This window comes from Rhizobium cerradonense (assembly GCF_030182455.1).
Classification (GTDB): Bacteria; Pseudomonadota; Alphaproteobacteria; order Rhizobiales; family Rhizobiaceae; genus Rhizobium.
This window is the reverse complement of the sequence record NZ_JAQJCK010000001.1, coordinates 276,493-293,848: the sequence shown is the minus strand read 5'-3', so window position 1 is coordinate 293,848 and position 17,356 is coordinate 276,493. Positions and strand designations below refer to the sequence as shown.

Below are 17,356 nucleotides of genomic sequence, written 5' to 3'. Positions count from 1 at the left end.
TGCGCTTCAGCGACAGGAAGAGTGTCCGAGTGGTTTAAGGAACCGGTCTTGAAAACCGGCGTGCGGGAAACCGTACCGTGGGTTCGAATCCCACCTCTTCCGCCATCTCTCTCATCTAAATATTTGGAAATTATAGAATTTTTTCGATAAGCGTTGTGACGCTTATATGTTTCTTGCACCTGCACAGCTTTCCCTTCCGTCGCCGAGCAAGCCCTTGCCAAGGCAAGTTAAAATGGCGCAGCACGCACCCGTGCCCGATAAAGATACAATCTCCCATCTTCGATGACCCCGAGCAGCGCCGGCCAGTTAGCGCTCTGTTGGATCTCCTCCAGATCGCCCAGTCTGAGCGGTCTCCGCCCTCAACCGCTTTCAGTTCTTGCCCTCACCGGCCCGTTGCAGCTTCTCCAAAACTTGGTCGAGCGAGAAACTACCCGGCTTCTGCCGTGGCGGGAAGTCCACGTAGGTTTGCAAGTGCTGGGCCACGAAGGCCTGCGCCGGCACGAGGAGATATGTCCGGTCGAGGCGCCAGAAGTCGTATTCGCTCGCTTCATGTTCTGCGCGTTCGAAAGGATCAGCGCGCAGATCGAAAATCTTCGGCAGCCGCAAGGTGTCAAACGGCTCTTGCCACACGTCGAACCCTTCGGCCCGCTGTTCCATGAACAGAACCTTCCAGCGGTCATAGCGAATGGCGGCGAGATTTCCGTCGTCAGTCCAGAAGAAGTACTCCTTGCGCTTGCTCGGGCCGGTTCCGGCCAAGAGCTCGCGCTGATCGTAGCCGTCGAGATGGACCTTGAAGGTTTTGCCAGCCGCATCATAGCCGGTCAAAAGCTTTTGACTTACCTCGGGCTCGCCGGCAGCGGCCACGAGCGTTGGCACCCAATCTTCATGGGACACGATGTCGTTGATCTCGGTGCCTGGCTTAATGACGCCCGGCCAGCGCATCGCGCCTGGAACGCGGTAGCCGCCCTCCCAGCTTGTATTCTTCTCACCGTGGAACGGTGTGGTGCCGCCGTCCGGCCATGAGAATTCTTCTGCGCCGTTGTCGGTGGTCCACAGCACAATCGTATTGTCGGCGATGCCGAGGTCGTCGAGCTGCTTGAGAAGCTGGCCAACCATTCCGTCGAGCTCCGTCATTCCATCTGCCTCAAGGCCAAGGCCTGTCTTGCCGCTAGTCTCAGGTTTGAGGTGCGTGTGGATGTGCATGCGCGTCGAGTTGAACCAGCACAAGAACGGTTTGCCAGCCTTGTGCTGCCGGTCAACGAAGTCCATCGCAGCCGTCAGGAATTCCTCGTCGACGGTCTCCATGCGCTTCTTATTCAGCGGGCCGGTGTCCTCGATCCTCTGCTTTCCCACCCGGCCGAAGCGCGGATCCTCGGTCGGATCGTCCGTTTCGGTGGCAACGCATTTCAGCACGCCACGCGGTCCGAACTTCGCCTTGAAATCCGGGCTCTTCGGATAGTCGATATTCTCCGGCTCCTCCTCGGCATTGAGGTGATAAAGGTTGCCGAAAAACTCGTCGAAGCCGTGGACCGTAGGCAGAAACTCGTTGCGATCGCCGAGGTGGTTCTTGCCGAACTGGCCGGTGGCGTAGCCCTGCGGCTTGAGCAATTCGGCGAGTGTCGGGTCCTTGTCCGACAACCCTTCCTTTGCCGCCGGCAACCCGACCTTGAGCAAGCCCGTGCGGAAACAACTCTGGCCGGTGATGAAGGCGGCGCGTCCGGCTGTGCAGGATTGTTGGGCGTAGAGGTCGGTGAAGATCGCGCCCTCCTTGGCGATGCGATCGATATTGGGCGTGCGATAGCCCATCATGCCGCGATTGTAGGCGCTTATGTTCCAGTAGCCGATGTCGTCGCCGAAGATGACAAGGATGTTCGGCTTACCACCGGCTGGCTGCGCCGACGCAGTCCGGACGCCTTGCGCCGATGAGAGCGCCGCCGTGGCTGCTACGAGCGCGGTGCCGCCGAGTAAGACGGTACGCCGGCTAATGCCTTCGGGGACTTTTGTGTCTGGGCTGTTGGGATGTTCTGCCGTGTTCATGGTTTCCTCCCTCTCGCATGGTCCCAATCTCGCAGTGCACGTCCATGCGAGTAGATGAGATGCGAGAAAGACGTAAAATGGAAGTACGTTACAGTAACAACAGCTCAGACTTGGGAATACGCCGCCATGTCTGCATTGGCCGATGCAAGCAAGCTGCAGATCCTGCGTCTTTTGAGAGGATGGCAAGCCAATTACCGTCAAAAAAGTGCCAAGGCATGTCACAATCAGACCCCATCCCTTGTCATCTCCTTCGCAACACCATGTTCGAAGGAGATGACAATGACCCGGCAGCGTATCGCAATCGTCTATCATAGCGGCTATGGGCACACGGGCCGGCAGGCGGAAGCCGTGAAGGCGGGGGTTGATGAGGTCGAGGGCGTCGAGGCCCTGCTGCTCACGGTGGACAAGGTGGATCGCCACTGGGATGATCTCAATGCCGCGCAGGCAATCATCTTCGGGTCGCCAACCTATATGGGCGCGGTTTCCGCGTCGTTTAAAGCGTTCCAGGAGGCAACGTCGAATGCCGTTCTCGCCAAGGGTTATCTGTGGAAGGACAAGATCGCGGCCGGCTTCACCACCTCAGGGTCACGGTCCGGTGACAAGCTCTCGACGTTGATGCAGATGGTGGTCTTTGCGGCACAGCACGGAATGCATTGGGTTGGTCTCGATCTTCCGCCGGCGAACTGCTCTTCAACCGGCTCCGAAGAGGATATGAACCGTCTCGGCTTCTGGGTAGGTGCGGCGGCACAGGCGAACACGGATGAGGGCCCGGAGACCGCGCCGCCAGCATCCGATCTCGCTACAGCGCGCTATCTCGGGCGGCGTGTGGCGCTGACGACGCTGCAGTTCGTTCGCGGACGCCAAGCCGCGCCCCTCCAATACGCTCTGGCCGCCCATGAGTGAAACGCCCTCCGACCCGATCTTTTCCGAGCTGCGTCCGCGCCTCGTCCGGCTTGCCTATCGAATGCTCGGATCCGTGGCGGATGCGGAGGATATCGTGCAGGATGCTTCGCTGCGCTGGCTGGCGACTGATCGTGCATCGGTGCGTGAGCCGGCTGCGTTTCTTCGCACCATCGTCACCAGACTTTGCCTCAACGAGCTGAAATCGGCGCGTCGCCGCCGGGAGTCCTATGTGGGATCCTGGCTGCCAGAGCCCATCTTCGATCCGGAGGACGGCGATGCCGCTGATGATATCACCTTGCCCCTGATGCTGGCGCTGGAGCGTCTGTCGCCTCTGGAGCGTGCCGCCTTTCTCCTGCATGACGTGTTCGGCATGGATTTCGATGACGTTGCCTCGGCGATCGGCCGCGAAGCTCCCGCTTGCCGCAAGCTCGCAAGCCGGGCGAGGGCGCATGTTGCCGAGACCCGACCACGCTTTGCCGTCGGCAGAGAGCAGGGGCTGAAGCTTGCCACAGCCTTCTTTACGGCGTCGAGAACGGGAGACATGGCGGCTCTTCAAGCCTTGCTTGCCGAGGATGTCGTTGTCTATGCCGATGGCGGCGGCAAGGTACCGACATCGCGGCGGCCACACATCGGTCTCGCGGCCGTCATGCTGCTCCATGAGCAGTTGGCGCGAATTTTCCGCACGCAACCGTCGCAACTGATCCACTATGCCGTCATCGATGGCTTGCCAGGTTTCGTAACGGTAGAAGGCGGCAACGTCGCGCAGACGACCGCTCTACACATCGAGCAGGAAAAGATCGTTGCCATTTATTGCACGCGCAACCCGGACAAGCTGCAGCACATCATCGGCGCCATGGCTCATTAATAGTTGCACTTATCGGTCGATCGGCAACGAAACTGGCATCAAATGCGACCGCAGAAGCTGCCGCATTTTAACCATTCATTAACCATAATTTTCGGAAATACCCACATTCGCTCAAATCCGATCGAAAATTCGACAACATGCAATCATGATTAAAGTACCGTTAGGTGATTGAGGCGTAGCAGGATACCGGTTGAGGGATATGCCGGTGCATGCCTTGCCATAGTAATTTGATTAACGGCGTGGGACAGATGAAATTCGATAATCGTGCGGTGACATACGCAACGGGTATGCGTTGGTTTGCTCTCTCTCTGATGTGCGCCACCGTTACCGCCTGCGGAACCTCTCAGCAGGTTGCGACGAAGCGTCAGCATGGCAAGGAATATTTCTCCGAAAAAGAATACGGCGTTAAGGCGAGCCCGCGCGTTGCCTTCAATGGACCGATCCCGAAGGGCGGCGGTCGTTTCATGGTCGGCAATCCCTACGAGGTCAAGGGCCAATGGTATTATCCCAAGGAAGATTATGCCTATAACAAGGTCGGCATCGCCTCCTGGTACGGCTCGGCCTTTCACGGACGCCTGACCGCAAACGGCGAAGTCTATGACCAGCAGGCGCTCACCGCCGCCCATCCGACCTTTCCGCTGCCGAGCTATGCGCGCGTCACCAATGTCGAAACCGGTTCCTCCATCATCGTGCGCGTGAACGATCGCGGCCCTTATCATCCCGGCCGCATCATCGACCTTTCCAACAAGACGGCGCAGCTCCTCGATCTGCAGCATAGCGGCACCGGCGACGTGCGCGTGCAATATGTCGGCCGCGCCCGCATGGACGGCCACGACGATCCCTATCTGATGGCCTCCTACATTCCGAAGGGCTCGCGCCTGCCGAGCATCAATCCCGGCGGCCAGATCGCAACGGGCGTAATGGTCGCTTCGAATGGCCGCATTACCGCCGACCAACTGCCGGATTCGGACAATATCCGCCAGCCCAGCCGCCAGCAGCGCAGCTTCAACACCGCGAGTGCTGCGCCGGCGCTTGCGCCGATCCCGCAGCAATCGCCTTATTCGGCAACCGCCTTTGCCGGCTCCACGCCGACAGCGTCCTATAATGGCAACAAGCGCAACAATCCGCCGCCGATGACCTGGAACGGCGGCGCCATGCCGTCGGTCGATCCTGCCGAGCCAACGCTGGTCGTATTGCCTACTATTGGCCCCATTCCCTACGAGCGTCCGGATTTCGCACCGGGCATGGCGAGCCTTGATGCGCCGTCGCTCGCCTCCACGGTCGCTGCCTACCAGGAAGCACCGGTCAAGACAGTCTACGTCAATCTCGCTTTCGACGCTGTCATGGTGCGCAATGACGGGCTGACGCAGGAGTCGATCCTCTCCGCCTATCACCGTCAGCATCAAGCTCAAACGCAAGTCGAATAATCGGCGTCATTGCCTGAATCTTCACCCCTGGGCTAATATGATTTCGGGGTCGAACGGATTGGGGAGCCGGCATGTTGAGACGCCTGTTTTTCGCGTTTTCCTTCTTCCTTATCGGAATTGAGTGCCTGCCGGCCGTCGCCCAACAGGCGCCGGCGCCGGCTTTCGACACCAAGGCCGCGCAGGCCTTCATGATCGAAGCCTCCACCGGCACGATCCTGCTTGCCAAGGATGAGAATCAACCGATTTCCCCGGCCTCGCTTGCGAAGCTAATGACCATGGATGTCGTCTTCGATGCAGTCGGGCGAGGGGAGATTTCGCTTGATACGGAATATCCCGTTTCCGAAAACGCCTGGCGCAAGGGCGGTGCACCGTCGCGTGCATCGACCATGTTCGCCGCCCTGAAATCGCGCGTGCGCGTCGGCGATCTGATCCAGGGCGTCGCCGTGCAGCAGGCCAATGACGGCTGCATGATCCTTGCCGAAGGCATGTCCGTGAATGAAAAGGAATTCGCCCGGCGCATGACGGCGCATGCGCGCGAGATCGGCATGCCGAGAGCGGTCTTTACCAATTCGACCGGCCTTCCGGACCCTGACGACCCCAATGACGGCAGCAAGATTTCGGTGCACGAGCTGGTGACGCTGGCACAGGACCTGCAGGAGAAACACGCCGATCTCTACAAATATTTCGGCCAGGCGGATTTTACCTGGAACAAGATCTACCAGCGCAACCGCAATCCGCTGCTCCCCCTGAACATCGGCGTCGACGGCCTCGGCACCGGCTTTACCGAGGGCGAGGGCTATTCGATCGTCGCCTCCATCCAGCGCGGCGGCCGACGGCTGTTCCTGGCGCTCGGCGGCTTGAAAACGGACAAGGAACGCACCGAGGAAACCCGCCGCGTGCTGGAATGGGGCCTCAGCAACTTCAAGAGCCAGCGCATCTTTGCCGATGGCGAGGTGATCGGCGACGCCAGCGTCTATGGCGGCGCGGAGTCGACGGTCGGCCTCATCGCCAAGGTACCGGTCGATGTCTATGTGCCGCTCAACAATCCCGACCGCCTGTCGGCCCGCATCGTCTATCGGTGGCCGCTGACGGCACCGGTCGCCGTCGGCTACGAAGCGGGAACGCTCCGCGTCTTTTCCGGCGCACGGCTGTTGCGCGAATTGCCCCTCTATACAAAGGATGCCGTCGCCCAGGGAACGCTCAGCAGCCGCGCTTTCGATGCTTTCATGGAGCTGACGGAATCGCTGCTGTTCTCCTGGCTTTGGGACACCCCGACGTCGACTTGATTGTTTCCCGCCTCGTGAATTCCCTTGTTTACAGCCTATATAGAATGTCAGGCTCAGATGCTTTGCGTGGTTTCACGAGCGCGCATCTTGAGTTAAACAGGGCACACGTCACGCTACGGCAAAAATGCGGAAAACAAGTGCAGGACATGATCATTGGCTGATGCAACCGGATTGTTCGTGAGCTTTGAAGGCGGGGAAGGGGCCGGTAAATCGACCCAGATTCGCCGCCTGGCGGAACGGTTGCGCGGGCTCGGTCATGACGTCCTGGTGACGCGCGAACCGGGCGGCTCGCCGGGGGCGGAGGCCGTACGCCATGTGCTGCTTTCGGGCGCGGCGGAAATGTTCGGCACGCGCATGGAGGCGATCCTGTTCGCCGCGGCACGCAACGATCATGTCGAAGAGGTCATCCGCCCGGCGCTTGCGCGCGGCACGATCGTGCTTTGCGACCGCTTCATGGATTCCTCGCGCGTTTATCAGGGCATAACAGGAAATCTCGAACCTGATTTCATCGAGGCGCTGCAGCGTGTCGCGGTCAACGGCGTGGTGCCGGACTGTACGCTGATCCTTGATATTCCCGCCAAAATCGGCCTGGAGCGGGCCCGCAAGCGTGCTTCGGCCAGTGCCGCACCGGATCGCTTCGAAAAAGAAGAAATGCAGACGCATGAGAAGCGTCGGGAAGCCTTTCTCGATATTGCCGCGCGCGATCCGGGCCGTTGTCACGTCATCGATGCGCAGCGCTCCGAAGATGCCATTGCCAATGAAATTGCCAGCATAGTCGAAGAACGGCTGACATCGGCAGACGATATGCCGTCCATCAGACCGGAAGTGGCGCAATGAGCGAAGATCGGCCAGGGGTTCTCGATGGTGCGATTCCGCCCCAGGATAACACCCGTCTCTTCGGCCACGAGGAGGCGGAAGCCTTCCTGTCGCAATCCTATCGCTCGGGCAAAGGTCACCATGCCGTCCTGATCGAGGGGCCAGAAGGCATCGGCAAGGCAACGCTTGCCTTTCGTTTTGCCAATCATGTTCTGTCTCATCCCGACCCCGCCATGGCGCCGGAAATGATCGGCGACCCCGATCCGGCTTCCGCCATCAGTCGGCAGATTTCCGGCGGTGCCTCGCACAATCTCTTGCATCTTGCCCGTCCCGTCGACGACAAGACCGGAAAGGTAAAGTCTGCGATCACTGTCGATGAGGTGCGCCGCGCCGGCAAGTTCTTCTCACAGACCTCCGGCACGGGCAATTGGCGTATCGTCATCATCGATCCGGCCGATGATCTCAATCGAAGCGCTGCCAATGCCATATTGAAGATCCTCGAGGAGCCACCGAAGCGGGCACTGTTCCTCGTGCTGTCGCACGCGCCGGGCAAGCTGCTGCCGACCATCCGCTCGCGCTGCCTGCCACTGAGGCTGACGCCGCTGAGCGACGATGCTCTAGGGAACGCGCTTGCGCATCTTGGTATCAGCCTGTCGCCGGGGCAGGGTGCGGACCTGCTTGCCGCGGCCAAGGGGAGCGTCGGCGAGGCTCTGAAACTGCTGAACTATGGCGGTGGCGAAATCGTTGCGGCCTACGAGCAGGTCATCTCAACGGATGGGCCTGCGGCGCGCCGGGCAATGCATCGCCTCGCCGATGCCTTGTCGGCGAAGGAAAGCGACACGATCTTCGGATTCTTCGTGTCCCATATCGGCGACGACATCATGGCGCGGGCGAGGGCGGCGGCGCTGGAGGGACGCCTCACTGTGGCCGAAAGACTCGCTCGCCTCTATTCTGACGTCACCGAGCGGCTCACCGTATCGCAGGCCTACAATCTCGATCGCAAGCAGACGATCATCACGATTCTCGGCGAGCTCAAGCAGCAGCTTTCCATTTAGGGAAAGAGTAATTTCCAGGCGACGATCATCAAGGTGACGGCAAGCACCGTCCTGATTATCCGTTCGTGCAAACGCGGCGCCAGCAGGCTGCCGGCAACGATGCCGGGAACCGAGCCGAGCAGCAGTGCAAACAGCATCGTCCAGTTAATCTCGCCGATGAACCAGTAACCCATGCCGCCGATCAATGTCAGCGGTACGGCATGGACGATATCCGAGCCGACGATCTCGCGCACATCGAGATGCGGATAGAGCACCAGCAGCACGGTGACGCCGAGCGCGCCGGCGCCGACGGAGGTCATGGTGACGAGGGTGCCGAGCACAAAGCCAAGGACGAGCGTCAGCAGCGCGATGCTACGCGGCGAAAGCGTCCCGCGCTCGCCTCGCCATTTCCGGATGGCGCTCAGCACCTGGCCGCGAAAGATCAGCATCAACGACGTCAGAAACAGGAGACAGCCCAGGGACACCGTGATCGTATGGGCAACCGCCGGACTCTCGCGATTGACGCCCGCCATGATCCACAGCATCGCAAGCGCGGCGGGCACACTTCCGGAGGCGAGCAAGCCCACCACTTTCCAGTTCACCCGCCCGTGCATGCCATGAACCGCGGTGCCCGCGGTCTTGGTGATCGCGGCATAAAGGAGGTCCGTGCCAACGGCGGTGGCCGGATGCACACCGAACAACAGAACCAGCAATGGCGTCATCAACGACCCGCCACCGACGCCGGTGATACCCACCAGCATGCCGACGAAGAAACCGGAAAAGGAATAAAGGGGTTGAAACGCGGCCGGAAAAATCAAAGCCACGGCCCCTTCAAGCCGTTGGACAGGCTATTAAAAATGGAAATAGTATTCACGGCGGTCCCTGTCCTGCGCTTTTGTTTTCTGAAGGGGTAAAGCCGGGGCTGGATCGAGTCAAGCGAGGACGTCCACGGAACGTGGAATGCTGCGAGCGCGAAACTTGGTGTTTCACTCCCAGCAAACATGCGCTAAAGCGAGCGAGTGCAAGAATAACAATGACGAAACCGTAAACCGGACCATTGCCTGATATGACCGACAAGACCCCGTTCTACATCACCACTGCGATCGCTTACCCCAACGGCAAGCCGCATATCGGCCATGCCTATGAGCTGATTGCCACCGACGCCATGGCGCGCTTCCAGCGGCTGGACGGGCTCGATGTCTTTTTCCTGACCGGCACGGACGAACACGGCCAGAAGATGCAGCAGACGGCGCGCGCCGAAGGCCTGACGGCACAGCAGCTAGCCGACCGCAATTCGGACGAGTTCCAGGCCATGGGCAAGCTGCTCAATGCCTCGAATGACGACTTCATCCGCACGACGCAGGCCCGCCATCACGAGACCTCGCAGAACATCTGGAACCTGATGGCCGATGCCGGCGACATCTACAAGGATTCCTATGCCGGCTGGTATTCGGTGCGCGACGAGGCCTATTACCAGGAAAATGAGACCGAGCTTCGCGCCGATGGCGTCCGTTACGGGCCTCAGGGCACGCCGGTAGAATGGGTGCAGGAGGAGAGCTACTTCTTCAAGCTCTCGGAATACCAAGACCGACTGCTGAAGCACTACGAGGAGAACCCCGATTTCATCGGTCCGGCCGAGCGCCGCAACGAGGTGATCTCTTTCGTCAAATCAGGCCTCAAGGACCTGTCGATTTCACGCACGACGTTCGACTGGGGCATCAAGGTGCCGAACGATCCCGCCCATGTCATGTATGTCTGGGTCGATGCACTGACGAACTACATCACGGCGACCGGCTATATCGAGGACCGGAACAATCCGCGGGCGAAATACTGGCCGGCCGATGTGCACATCATCGGCAAGGACATCATCCGCTTTCACGCCGTCTACTGGCCGGCTTTCCTGATGTCGGCCAAGCTGCCGCTGCCGAAGCGCGTCTATGCCCATGGCTTCCTGCTCAACAAGGGCGAGAAGATGTCGAAGTCGCTCGGCAACGTCGTCGATCCGGTCAATCTGGTGAACCATTTCGGCCTCGACCAGGTGCGCTATTTCTTCCTGCGCGAAGTCTCCTTCGGCCAGGACGGCAGCTACAGCGAAGAGGCGATCGGCACCCGCATCAACTCCGATCTTGCCAACGGCATCGGCAATCTCGCCAGCCGGTCGCTCTCGATGATCGTCAAGAATTGCGACGGCAAGATCCCAGAATGCGGAGAGCTGACCGACGTGGACAAGGCGCTGCTGGCGCAGGCCGATGCGCTGCTGGCCTCCACGCGCGAGGACATGGGCAAGCAGCTCATCCACCGCGCGCTGGCTTCGATCATCGCCGTCGTCTCCGAAAGCGACCGCTATTTCGCCGGCCAAGAGCCTTGGGCACTGAAGAAGACCGATCCGGCTCGCATGGCGACCGTGCTCTACGTTACCGCCGATGTCGTCCGCCAGATCGGCATTCTCTTGCAGCCCTTCATGCCGGAGTCTTCTGCCAAGCTGCTGGATCTGATCGCTATTCCCGCCGACAAGCGCGATTTCGCGGCGCTCGGCGAGGCCGGCCGCCTTATCCCCGGAACGCCCTTGGAAGCGCCCAAGCCCGTCTTCCCGCGCTATGTGGCGCCGGAAGTCGAATAAGGTTTTTCTACTGCCATGTTGATCGATACGCATTGCCATCTGGATTTTGCCGACTTCGCGGAGGAACGCGACGCGATCGTCGCGCGCGCCCATGAGGTTGGCGTCAAGCAGATGGTCACCATCTCGACCAAGGTCAGAAAGCTCGATGGATTGCTTGCGATAACAGAGCGCTATCCCTCGGTTTTCTGCTCGGTCGGCACGCATCCGAACAGCGCCGACCAGGAACTGGATATCCAGACGGAAGACCTTGTGCGGCTGGCAAACCAGCACGAGAAGATCGTCGCGATCGGCGAGGCGGGTCTCGATTATTTCTACGATACCGTCAAGCCGGAAGATCAGAAGACCGGCTTCCTGCGCCACATCGCGGCCGCACGCGAAACGAAGCTGCCGCTGGTCATTCACAGCCGCAGCGCCGATGAGGACATGGCCGCGATCCTGACTGAGGAAACAGGGAAGGGGGCCTTCCCCTTCATCCTGCATTGCTTCTCCTCCGGCCCGGCCCTCGCCCGCACCGGCGTCGAGCTTGGCGGCTATATTTCCTTCTCCGGTATTCTGACCTTCCCGAAATCGGAAGAGCTGCGCGAGATCGCCAAAACGATCCCGCATGACCGGCTGCTGGTCGAGACGGATGCGCCATACCTTGCGCCGAAGCGCTGGCGCGGCAAACGCAATGAGCCATCCTACGTCGTCAACACAGCCGAGGTGCTGGCGGATACGATCGGCGTCAGCATGGACGAGATCGCAGAGATCACCACCCAGAATGCGTTCCGCTGCTTCTCCCGCATGACGAGGGTCTGACGGCGTGACACACCGGCGGCGCTTCACCATATTGGGCTGCTCGTCGTCGCCGGGGGTGCCGCGCATTACCGGCGATTGGGGCGCCTGCGACCCGAAGAATCCGAAAAACCGGCGCACGCGTGCTGCCTTCATGATCGAGCAGATCGCGCCGGATGGCGGCATCACCACCGTCGTCGTCGATACCGGCCCGGATTTTCGCGAGCAGATGATCCGCGCTGGCGTCGGCTCTGTCGATGCGGTGCTCTATACGCACGCCCATGCCGACCATATTCACGGCATCGACGACCTGCGTGGTTTCTTCCACAATTCGCATGAGCGCATTCCGATCTATGCCGATCAGCCGACCATGGACCGCATCCGCGAGGGCTTCGGCTATTGTCTGGAGACGCCGCCAGGCAGTAACTATCCGCCGATCGTCCGGCCGATCATCATCGAAAGCCTGGACAAGAGTTTCACGGTCGAAGGGCCGGGCGGTCCGATCAGCTTCTGGCCGCACAGGCAGCAGCACGGCGACATCCACTCGCTTGGCTTTCGCATCGGCAGCCTTGCTTATTGCAGCGATATCAGCGACTTCCCAGCGGAATCTGTCGAGAGAGTTCAAGATCTCGACGTCCTGATCATCGATGCGCTGCAATACCGGCCGCATCCAAGCCATCTCTCGCTGGAACAATCGCTCGCCTGGATCGAACGGCTGCAGCCACGCCGCGCGATCCTGACGCATATGCACACACCACTCGACTACGCGACCGTGCTTGCGGAAACACCTGAGAATGTCGAGCCGGCTTACGACCAGATGCGGATCGAACTCGATGTGGAGGATGATGATCTATGAGCGAGGACAGCAAAAAGCTTTCAAGTCTGGAACGCGTCGAACAGGCGGCCCGCGATCTCGGCCTCGACATCGTCATCAAGCGCATGGAGCAATCGACCCGCACAGCCGAAGAAGCGGCCAAGGCGGCCGGCTGCGCCGTCGGCCAGATCGTCAAATCGCTGGTCTTCGTCAATGCGGAGACCCACGGCCTGACGCTGCTCCTTGTTTCCGGCGCCCACAATGCCGATACGGCATATATCGCGACCACTTGCGGGCTGCGCCTCAAGCGCGCCGACATCGACCGCGTCCGCGACGAAACCGGCTTCGCCATCGGCGGCGTCGGCCCGATCGGCCATCGTGTGAAGCTGCCGGTTTTCATCGACGAAAGCCTGTTGGGCTACGACCAGGTTTGGTGCGCAGCAGGACGGCCAGACAGCATCTTTGCTTGCGATCCCAAAACCTTGGCCGAGAAGACCGGAGCCCAGATCATCCGCGTAAAGGCGGCTTGAGGCGAGTTCAGCTCACTCGCCTGATATCGATTTTTGTTCCATAATCTATCTTATCTGACTTTCGTTTGTAGCTGGGAACGTTCCAGTTCGAACTGCAACAACGTTCTTCCCTCCTTAGCTTGCCGCCGCCGCAGAAATTCAGAAATTTCGCAGCGGCGCCGCACTATGACTTATCGCGCGGCGCGTGCCAGCCCGTGCGCCACAAGCCGGTCGATGGTCTCCGCATAGCTGATGCCGCTCGCCGCCATGGCTTTGGAATACATGCTGATATCGGTGAAACCGGGAATCGTGTTGATCTCGTTGACGAGAAACTGCATGTCCGCGGTCACGAAGAAATCGACGCGCGCCATGCCATCGCAGCCAACCGCCCGGAAGGCATTGCCTGCCGTCTCGCGGAGCCGGCGCTCGATCTCCTCCGGCAGCTCAGCCGGCACTTTCAAAGCCGCGCCGTTCTCGTCGATATATTTTGCGTCGTAGCTATAAAAACCATGACTTTCTGCCGGCACGATTTCGCCAGGACGCGAAACGAAGAGATTGCCTGCCGTATCCTCCAGCACGCTGCATTCGATCTCGCGGCCTCGGATGAACTCCTCCGCAAGCAGCTTGCGGTCATGCTTGAAGCCTTCCGCGAGCGCTGCTTCATATTCACTGGCCGTCATAACCTTGCTGACGCCGACCGACGATCCCTGACGCGCCGGCTTGATGAACACGGGCAGTCCGAGCATGCGTTCGAGATCGGCGAAGGAAGGCGCGCCGGTCTCGTGAATGGTGACTCCTCGCGCCGTAGCCAGACCTGCTTGGTTCAGCAGCCGCTTGGCGATGTCCTTGTCCAGCGCAACCGCCGAACCGAGGATACCGCATCCGACAAGCGGCACCCGGGCGACTTCGGCAAGCCCCTGGGACGAGCCATCCTCGCCATGCGGCCCATGCAGGACGGGAAACAGGATATCGATCTTCGGCAGGTCGCGGGGGCTATCGCCAGCCGGAATCGCGATCATCCGTCCGCGCCCACCGGGCACAAGACAGACTTCTGTCCCGCTCTCCGGCGTCGACAGTTTGCCGTCCTCGAAAGAGCTCAGGAGCCACTTTCCCTCGCGGGTGACGAAGATGGGCACGGCATCGTATTTGGCCGGCTGCAGGGCACGCATGACATTCGTCGCAGACAGCACCGAGACGTCGTGCTCGGCGGAACGCCCACCAAAAAGCACGGCGATGCGCAGTTTCGAGGATGCCGCGGCGTCTGTCATAAATGTTCTCCGGAATGGTTCGGGTTGCGAGGTCGGGAGCCAATCGCAACGCCACGATTGGCGAAAATGCGGTGGCGAGCTGCATCCTCATCTCCGATGTTTCCGGCTGAAGTACGGCAAAGTCCGCCATGCCCGACGGACGCGGGTATGGCGGGATGGTGCTATCATCTGCAGGCTATTCCAAGCTCTGACGGCGCCGGATCTCGGCCTCAGACGGGGCCTGCTGGGCAAAGGAACCGGTCTTGACGTCACCGGCTGGCTCGTAAGTCGCCATGATGACGCCGCTCGGGAAGGATTGCGAGCGGATGAGTTTCAGCGCGGCCGGAACCGTTCCCTCGGCGAACAGCTTTTTGCCCTTGCCAAGCAGCACAGGGAAGGTCAGCACCGTATATTCGTCGATCAATCCGTGACGAAGCAGGGTCTGAATAAGGTTGCCGCTCCCCTGGATCAGGAGATCCGGCCCCTCGCCTTTCTTAAGCTCGGTCAGCGCTGCCGTAACGTCAGTTCCGAGCGATTGGCTGTTGTTCCAATCAAGCCTGATATCGCCGCGGGTCGCAACATATTTGGTGACCTTGTTGAACAACACGCCGATAGAGTCATCTTCGCCGGCATAGGGCCAATAAGCAGCAAAGATATCGTAGGTCTTGCGGCCAAGCAGCAGGTCGAAGGGCTTGCCGAATATCTGGCCCAGGGCTGAACCCGTCGCTTCGTCGAAATAGGGAAACGTCCAGCCACCGAACCGAAATCCGCCGGTCGGATCCTCCTCCGGAGCGCCCGGCGCCTGCATGACCCCGTCGAGGCTGATGAATGTGGCTGCGATGATCCTGCGCATGATGTCCTCCTTGAGTTTGGGTTTGTCGATCCGAGGACGTTTCTCTCCAGGTGAAACCGACAGACGCTTGAAATTTTTGTCCGAAGCTTTTCAGGTCCGAGCTCGAATTGCGCCGCGCGACACAGTCGAATACCGCCCATCGCCGAACACGCAATCTAACGCCCAGGTGGCACTTGTGACCATTTGACTCTTGAATGACGGTCCGGAATCGGCGACATTCGTCCTACCAATATTCCCTTTGCGATCCGAACCCGATTTCGGGCCCGCCTCGTTCAAAAATGCCTGGATAAGAGCGTGAGCAGCGATTCATCAAGAAGCGCGGCGAAGCCATTGGCTTCGTTGGCGCATGTCAATGCGGCTGGTTGGGGTCGGGGTCTCTCCACCATCGTGCGGATCACGCATATGACGCTGCGCCATCCCTGGCAGACCGGCTTGGCGATCGGCGCAACATTCGTTGCGGCGACGCTGCAGCTCTCGATCCCGCGCCTGCTCGGCCGCGCGGTCGATCAAACACAAACGGTGGTTGCCGGCGGCGCGGCCGGCCAGCTCGCGGAAAATGCATTGTTGACGACCGCCCTACTCCTGCTGATCGTCAGCATCCTGCGCGGCCTTTTCACGATGGTGCAGAACTATTTCAGCGAAGCCGTCGGACACCACATGGGCTACGAGCTGCGGCTCGCCTGCTATGAAAAGATCCAGCAGCTCTCCTTCAGCTTCCACGACAATGTGCATTCCGGCGATCTGATTACCGTCGGCCTGCTCGATCTCGAAGGCGTGCGCATGTATTTTTCGACGGCGCTGGTGCGCATGGTGCTACTCACCATGCTGATCGGCGTCGGCGCCTACATGCTGCTGTCGACCGATGTCCTGCTCGGGCTCCTGGCGCTGAGCTTCGTGCCCTTCGTTGCCTGGCGTTCCTCCGTGACACAGCTCAGATTGCGTTCGACTTGGCTCGAACTGCAGGAACGGCTATCGGTGCTGACCCGCGTGATGGAGGAAAACCTCGGCGGCATTCGTGTCGTGCGCGCCTTCGCGGCGCAGGCCCACGAACTGATGAAGTTCGATAGGGCCTCGCACAATGCGCTCACCCTTGCTCACAAACGCGTCGGTATCCGCGTCGTCAATACCAGCGCCATGAACTTCTCCTTTTTCGCCGCCATGGGCCTCGTGCTCTGGGTTGGCGGCACCAAGGTGATTGCGGGCGAGATCAGTGTCGGCACCCTCGCCTCGTTCCTGACCTTCATGACCATTCTGCAGATGCCGGTGCGCCAGCTCGGCCTGATGGTCAACGCGTTTGCCCGCGCATCGACCTGCGGCTCGCGGCTGTTCGCCCTGCTCGACCTCGACATCGCCATCAAAGATGCGCCGGACGCCAAGCCGCTTGCCGTTACGGACGGCGTTCTGCGCTTCGAAAGTGTCGGCTTCACCTATCCCGGCTCGGAAAACCGCCCCATCCTCAGGAATGTCAGCTTCGAGGCGAAGCGCGGCGAAACGATCGGCATTGTCGGCCCGCCCGGCAGCGGCAAATCCACCATCGCGCATCTGATCCCGCGCTTCTATGACGTCACATCCGGACGGATCACGATCGACGGCCAGGATATCCGCAAGGCGACGTTGCAGTCGCTGCGCCAGTCGGTGGCCGTCGTGCAGCAGGATTCCTTCCTGTTCACGACCAGCATCGAAAATAATATCGCCTACGGCGATCCCTGGGCGAAGGAACAGCGCATCGAGCGCGCCGCCGAATCCGCCCAACTGCACAACTATATTCTCGGCCTGCCGGCCGGCTATACCACCGTCGTCGGCGAACGCGGCGTGTCGCTTTCCGGCGGCCAGCGCCAGCGTTTGACGATCGCCCGCACGTTGATGCTGAAGCTAGCGGTGATGGTGTTCGATGATTCGACCGCTGCCATTGACGCCGCAACCGAGCAACGCATCCGCAGCGCCATGAAGCGGTTTGCCCGCGATCGGGTGACCCTCGTTGTCGCCCATCGCCTGAGTTCGCTGATGCATGCCGACCAGATCCTGTTTGTCGAAGACGGTGAGATCGTCGAGCGTGGAACCCACGAGCAGCTCCTTGCTGCCGGTGGGCGGTACAAGGCGCTGTACGACCTGCAGGTCCGCCCGGACAGCGATGTCTCCAGGGTCGTAGCGGCGAAAAGGGAGGCCTGACG

At 60.4% G+C, this 17,356-nt stretch carries 15 protein-coding genes and 1 tRNA gene; 12 read left to right on the top strand and 4 right to left on the bottom strand.

What is annotated here, in order from left to right; translation table 11 throughout:
• Positions 1-15 precede the first annotated feature (15 nt).
• A tRNA-Ser gene (locus PH547_RS01475) sits at positions 16-105 on the top strand.
• 264 nt (positions 106-369) lie between these two features.
• Here the strand turns inward: PH547_RS01475 and PH547_RS01470 are convergent.
• Complete coding sequence (locus PH547_RS01470; protein ID WP_104823085.1) at positions 370-2,037, bottom strand: arylsulfatase; 1,668 nt, start codon at positions 2,035-2,037, stop codon at positions 370-372.
• A 279-nt stretch (positions 2,038-2,316) separates the two neighbouring features.
• Between PH547_RS01470 and PH547_RS01465 the strand changes: the two genes are divergently transcribed.
• The 6 genes from PH547_RS01465 to PH547_RS01440 all read left to right on the top strand — a co-directional run bounded on the left by PH547_RS01465 (position 2,317) and on the right by PH547_RS01440 (position 8,389).
• The gene (locus tag PH547_RS01465) at positions 2,317-2,940 is read left to right on the top strand and encodes a flavodoxin family protein (protein WP_104823084.1); all 624 of its coding nucleotides are present in this window, start codon (positions 2,317-2,319) and stop codon (positions 2,938-2,940) included.
• Positions 2,933-3,805 (top strand): sigma-70 family RNA polymerase sigma factor, encoded by an 873-nt coding sequence (locus tag PH547_RS01460; protein WP_104823083.1) that lies wholly within the window; start codon positions 2,933-2,935, stop codon positions 3,803-3,805. Before PH547_RS01465 ends, PH547_RS01460 begins: the two co-directional genes overlap by 8 nt.
• Before the next feature lie 248 nt (positions 3,806-4,053).
• Positions 4,054-5,232, top strand: a complete 1,179-nt coding sequence (locus PH547_RS01455; protein ID WP_283050414.1) for a septal ring lytic transglycosylase RlpA family protein — start codon at positions 4,054-4,056, stop codon at positions 5,230-5,232.
• Between the two features lie 71 nt (positions 5,233-5,303).
• Positions 5,304-6,518: a D-alanyl-D-alanine carboxypeptidase family protein gene (locus PH547_RS01450; RefSeq protein WP_104823081.1), complete on the top strand. Its 1,215-nt coding sequence runs from the start codon at positions 5,304-5,306 to the stop codon at positions 6,516-6,518.
• 153 nt (positions 6,519-6,671) lie between these two features.
• Entirely contained in the window at positions 6,672-7,355 is a 684-nt protein-coding gene (gene tmk, locus PH547_RS01445; protein WP_104823080.1) for a dTMP kinase, read from the top strand.
• On the top strand, positions 7,352-8,389 hold the full coding sequence (locus tag PH547_RS01440; protein WP_104823079.1) for a DNA polymerase III subunit delta': 1,038 nt from the start codon (positions 7,352-7,354) through the stop codon (positions 8,387-8,389). The genes tmk and PH547_RS01440 overlap by 4 nt, the downstream gene beginning before the upstream one ends.
• Here the strand turns inward: PH547_RS01440 and PH547_RS01435 are convergent.
• On the bottom strand, positions 8,386-9,186 hold the full coding sequence (locus tag PH547_RS01435) for a sulfite exporter TauE/SafE family protein (protein ID WP_104825094.1): 801 nt from the start codon (positions 9,184-9,186) through the stop codon (positions 8,386-8,388). The two genes, PH547_RS01440 and PH547_RS01435, sit on opposite strands and share 4 nt — an antisense overlap.
• A gap of 248 nt (positions 9,187-9,434) precedes the next feature.
• Here PH547_RS01435 and metG point away from each other — a divergent pair, with 248 nt between their 5' ends.
• Genes metG through PH547_RS01415 form a run of 4 tightly spaced genes read left to right on the top strand, consistent with a single transcriptional unit; the run spans position 9,435 to position 13,106 of the window.
• Positions 9,435-10,988: a methionine--tRNA ligase gene (metG, locus tag PH547_RS01430; protein ID WP_104823078.1), complete on the top strand. Its 1,554-nt coding sequence runs from the start codon at positions 9,435-9,437 to the stop codon at positions 10,986-10,988.
• Between the two features lie 15 nt (positions 10,989-11,003).
• The gene (locus tag PH547_RS01425; RefSeq protein WP_104823077.1) at positions 11,004-11,786 is read left to right on the top strand and encodes a TatD family hydrolase; all 783 of its coding nucleotides are present in this window, start codon (positions 11,004-11,006) and stop codon (positions 11,784-11,786) included.
• A gap of 4 nt (positions 11,787-11,790) precedes the next feature.
• Positions 11,791-12,618, top strand: coding sequence for an MBL fold metallo-hydrolase (locus PH547_RS01420; RefSeq protein ID WP_104823076.1), 828 nt, complete (start codon positions 11,791-11,793; stop codon positions 12,616-12,618).
• Positions 12,615-13,106: a YbaK/EbsC family protein gene (locus PH547_RS01415; protein WP_104823075.1), complete on the top strand. Its 492-nt coding sequence runs from the start codon at positions 12,615-12,617 to the stop codon at positions 13,104-13,106. The genes PH547_RS01420 and PH547_RS01415 overlap by 4 nt, the downstream gene beginning before the upstream one ends.
• A gap of 170 nt (positions 13,107-13,276) precedes the next feature.
• Here the strand turns inward: PH547_RS01415 and PH547_RS01410 are convergent, their stop codons facing one another.
• Together PH547_RS01410 and PH547_RS01405 are read right to left on the bottom strand one after the other, a co-directional pair.
• Positions 13,277-14,353, bottom strand: a complete 1,077-nt coding sequence (locus PH547_RS01410; protein ID WP_260303861.1) for a D-alanine--D-alanine ligase family protein — start codon at positions 14,351-14,353, stop codon at positions 13,277-13,279.
• 175 nt (positions 14,354-14,528) lie between these two features.
• Positions 14,529-15,185: a dihydrofolate reductase family protein gene (locus PH547_RS01405; RefSeq protein ID WP_104823070.1), complete on the bottom strand. Its 657-nt coding sequence runs from the start codon at positions 15,183-15,185 to the stop codon at positions 14,529-14,531.
• Positions 15,186-15,479: 294 nt separating this feature from the next.
• On the opposite strand from PH547_RS01405, the gene PH547_RS01400 reads away from it, so the two are divergent.
• The gene (locus PH547_RS01400; RefSeq protein WP_104823069.1) at positions 15,480-17,354 is read left to right on the top strand and encodes an ABC transporter ATP-binding protein; all 1,875 of its coding nucleotides are present in this window, start codon (positions 15,480-15,482) and stop codon (positions 17,352-17,354) included.
• Positions 17,355-17,356 lie beyond the last annotated feature (2 nt).

Excerpts from the sequence above, each read along its gene's own strand:
- PH547_RS01460 (WP_104823083.1), top strand. The coding sequence starts at position 2,933 with ATGAGTGAAACGCCCTCCGACCCGATCTTTTCCGAGCTGCGTCCGCGC.
- PH547_RS01455 (WP_283050414.1), top strand. The coding sequence starts at position 4,054 with ATGAAATTCGATAATCGTGCGGTGACATACGCAACGGGTATGCGTTGG.
- PH547_RS01405 (WP_104823070.1), bottom strand. The coding sequence starts at position 15,185 with ATGCGCAGGATCATCGCAGCCACATTCATCAGCCTCGACGGGGTCATG.
- PH547_RS01470 (WP_104823085.1), bottom strand. The coding sequence starts at position 2,037 with ATGAACACGGCAGAACATCCCAACAGCCCAGACACAAAAGTCCCCGAA.
- PH547_RS01410 (WP_260303861.1), bottom strand. The coding sequence starts at position 14,353 with ATGACAGACGCCGCGGCATCCTCGAAACTGCGCATCGCCGTGCTTTTT.
- metG (WP_104823078.1), top strand. The coding sequence starts at position 9,435 with ATGACCGACAAGACCCCGTTCTACATCACCACTGCGATCGCTTACCCC.
- PH547_RS01415 (WP_104823075.1), top strand. The coding sequence starts at position 12,615 with ATGAGCGAGGACAGCAAAAAGCTTTCAAGTCTGGAACGCGTCGAACAG.
- PH547_RS01465 (WP_104823084.1), top strand. The coding sequence starts at position 2,317 with ATGACCCGGCAGCGTATCGCAATCGTCTATCATAGCGGCTATGGGCAC.
- PH547_RS01425 (WP_104823077.1), top strand. The coding sequence starts at position 11,004 with ATGTTGATCGATACGCATTGCCATCTGGATTTTGCCGACTTCGCGGAG.
- PH547_RS01440 (WP_104823079.1), top strand. The coding sequence starts at position 7,352 with ATGAGCGAAGATCGGCCAGGGGTTCTCGATGGTGCGATTCCGCCCCAG.
- PH547_RS01450 (WP_104823081.1), top strand. The coding sequence starts at position 5,304 with ATGTTGAGACGCCTGTTTTTCGCGTTTTCCTTCTTCCTTATCGGAATT.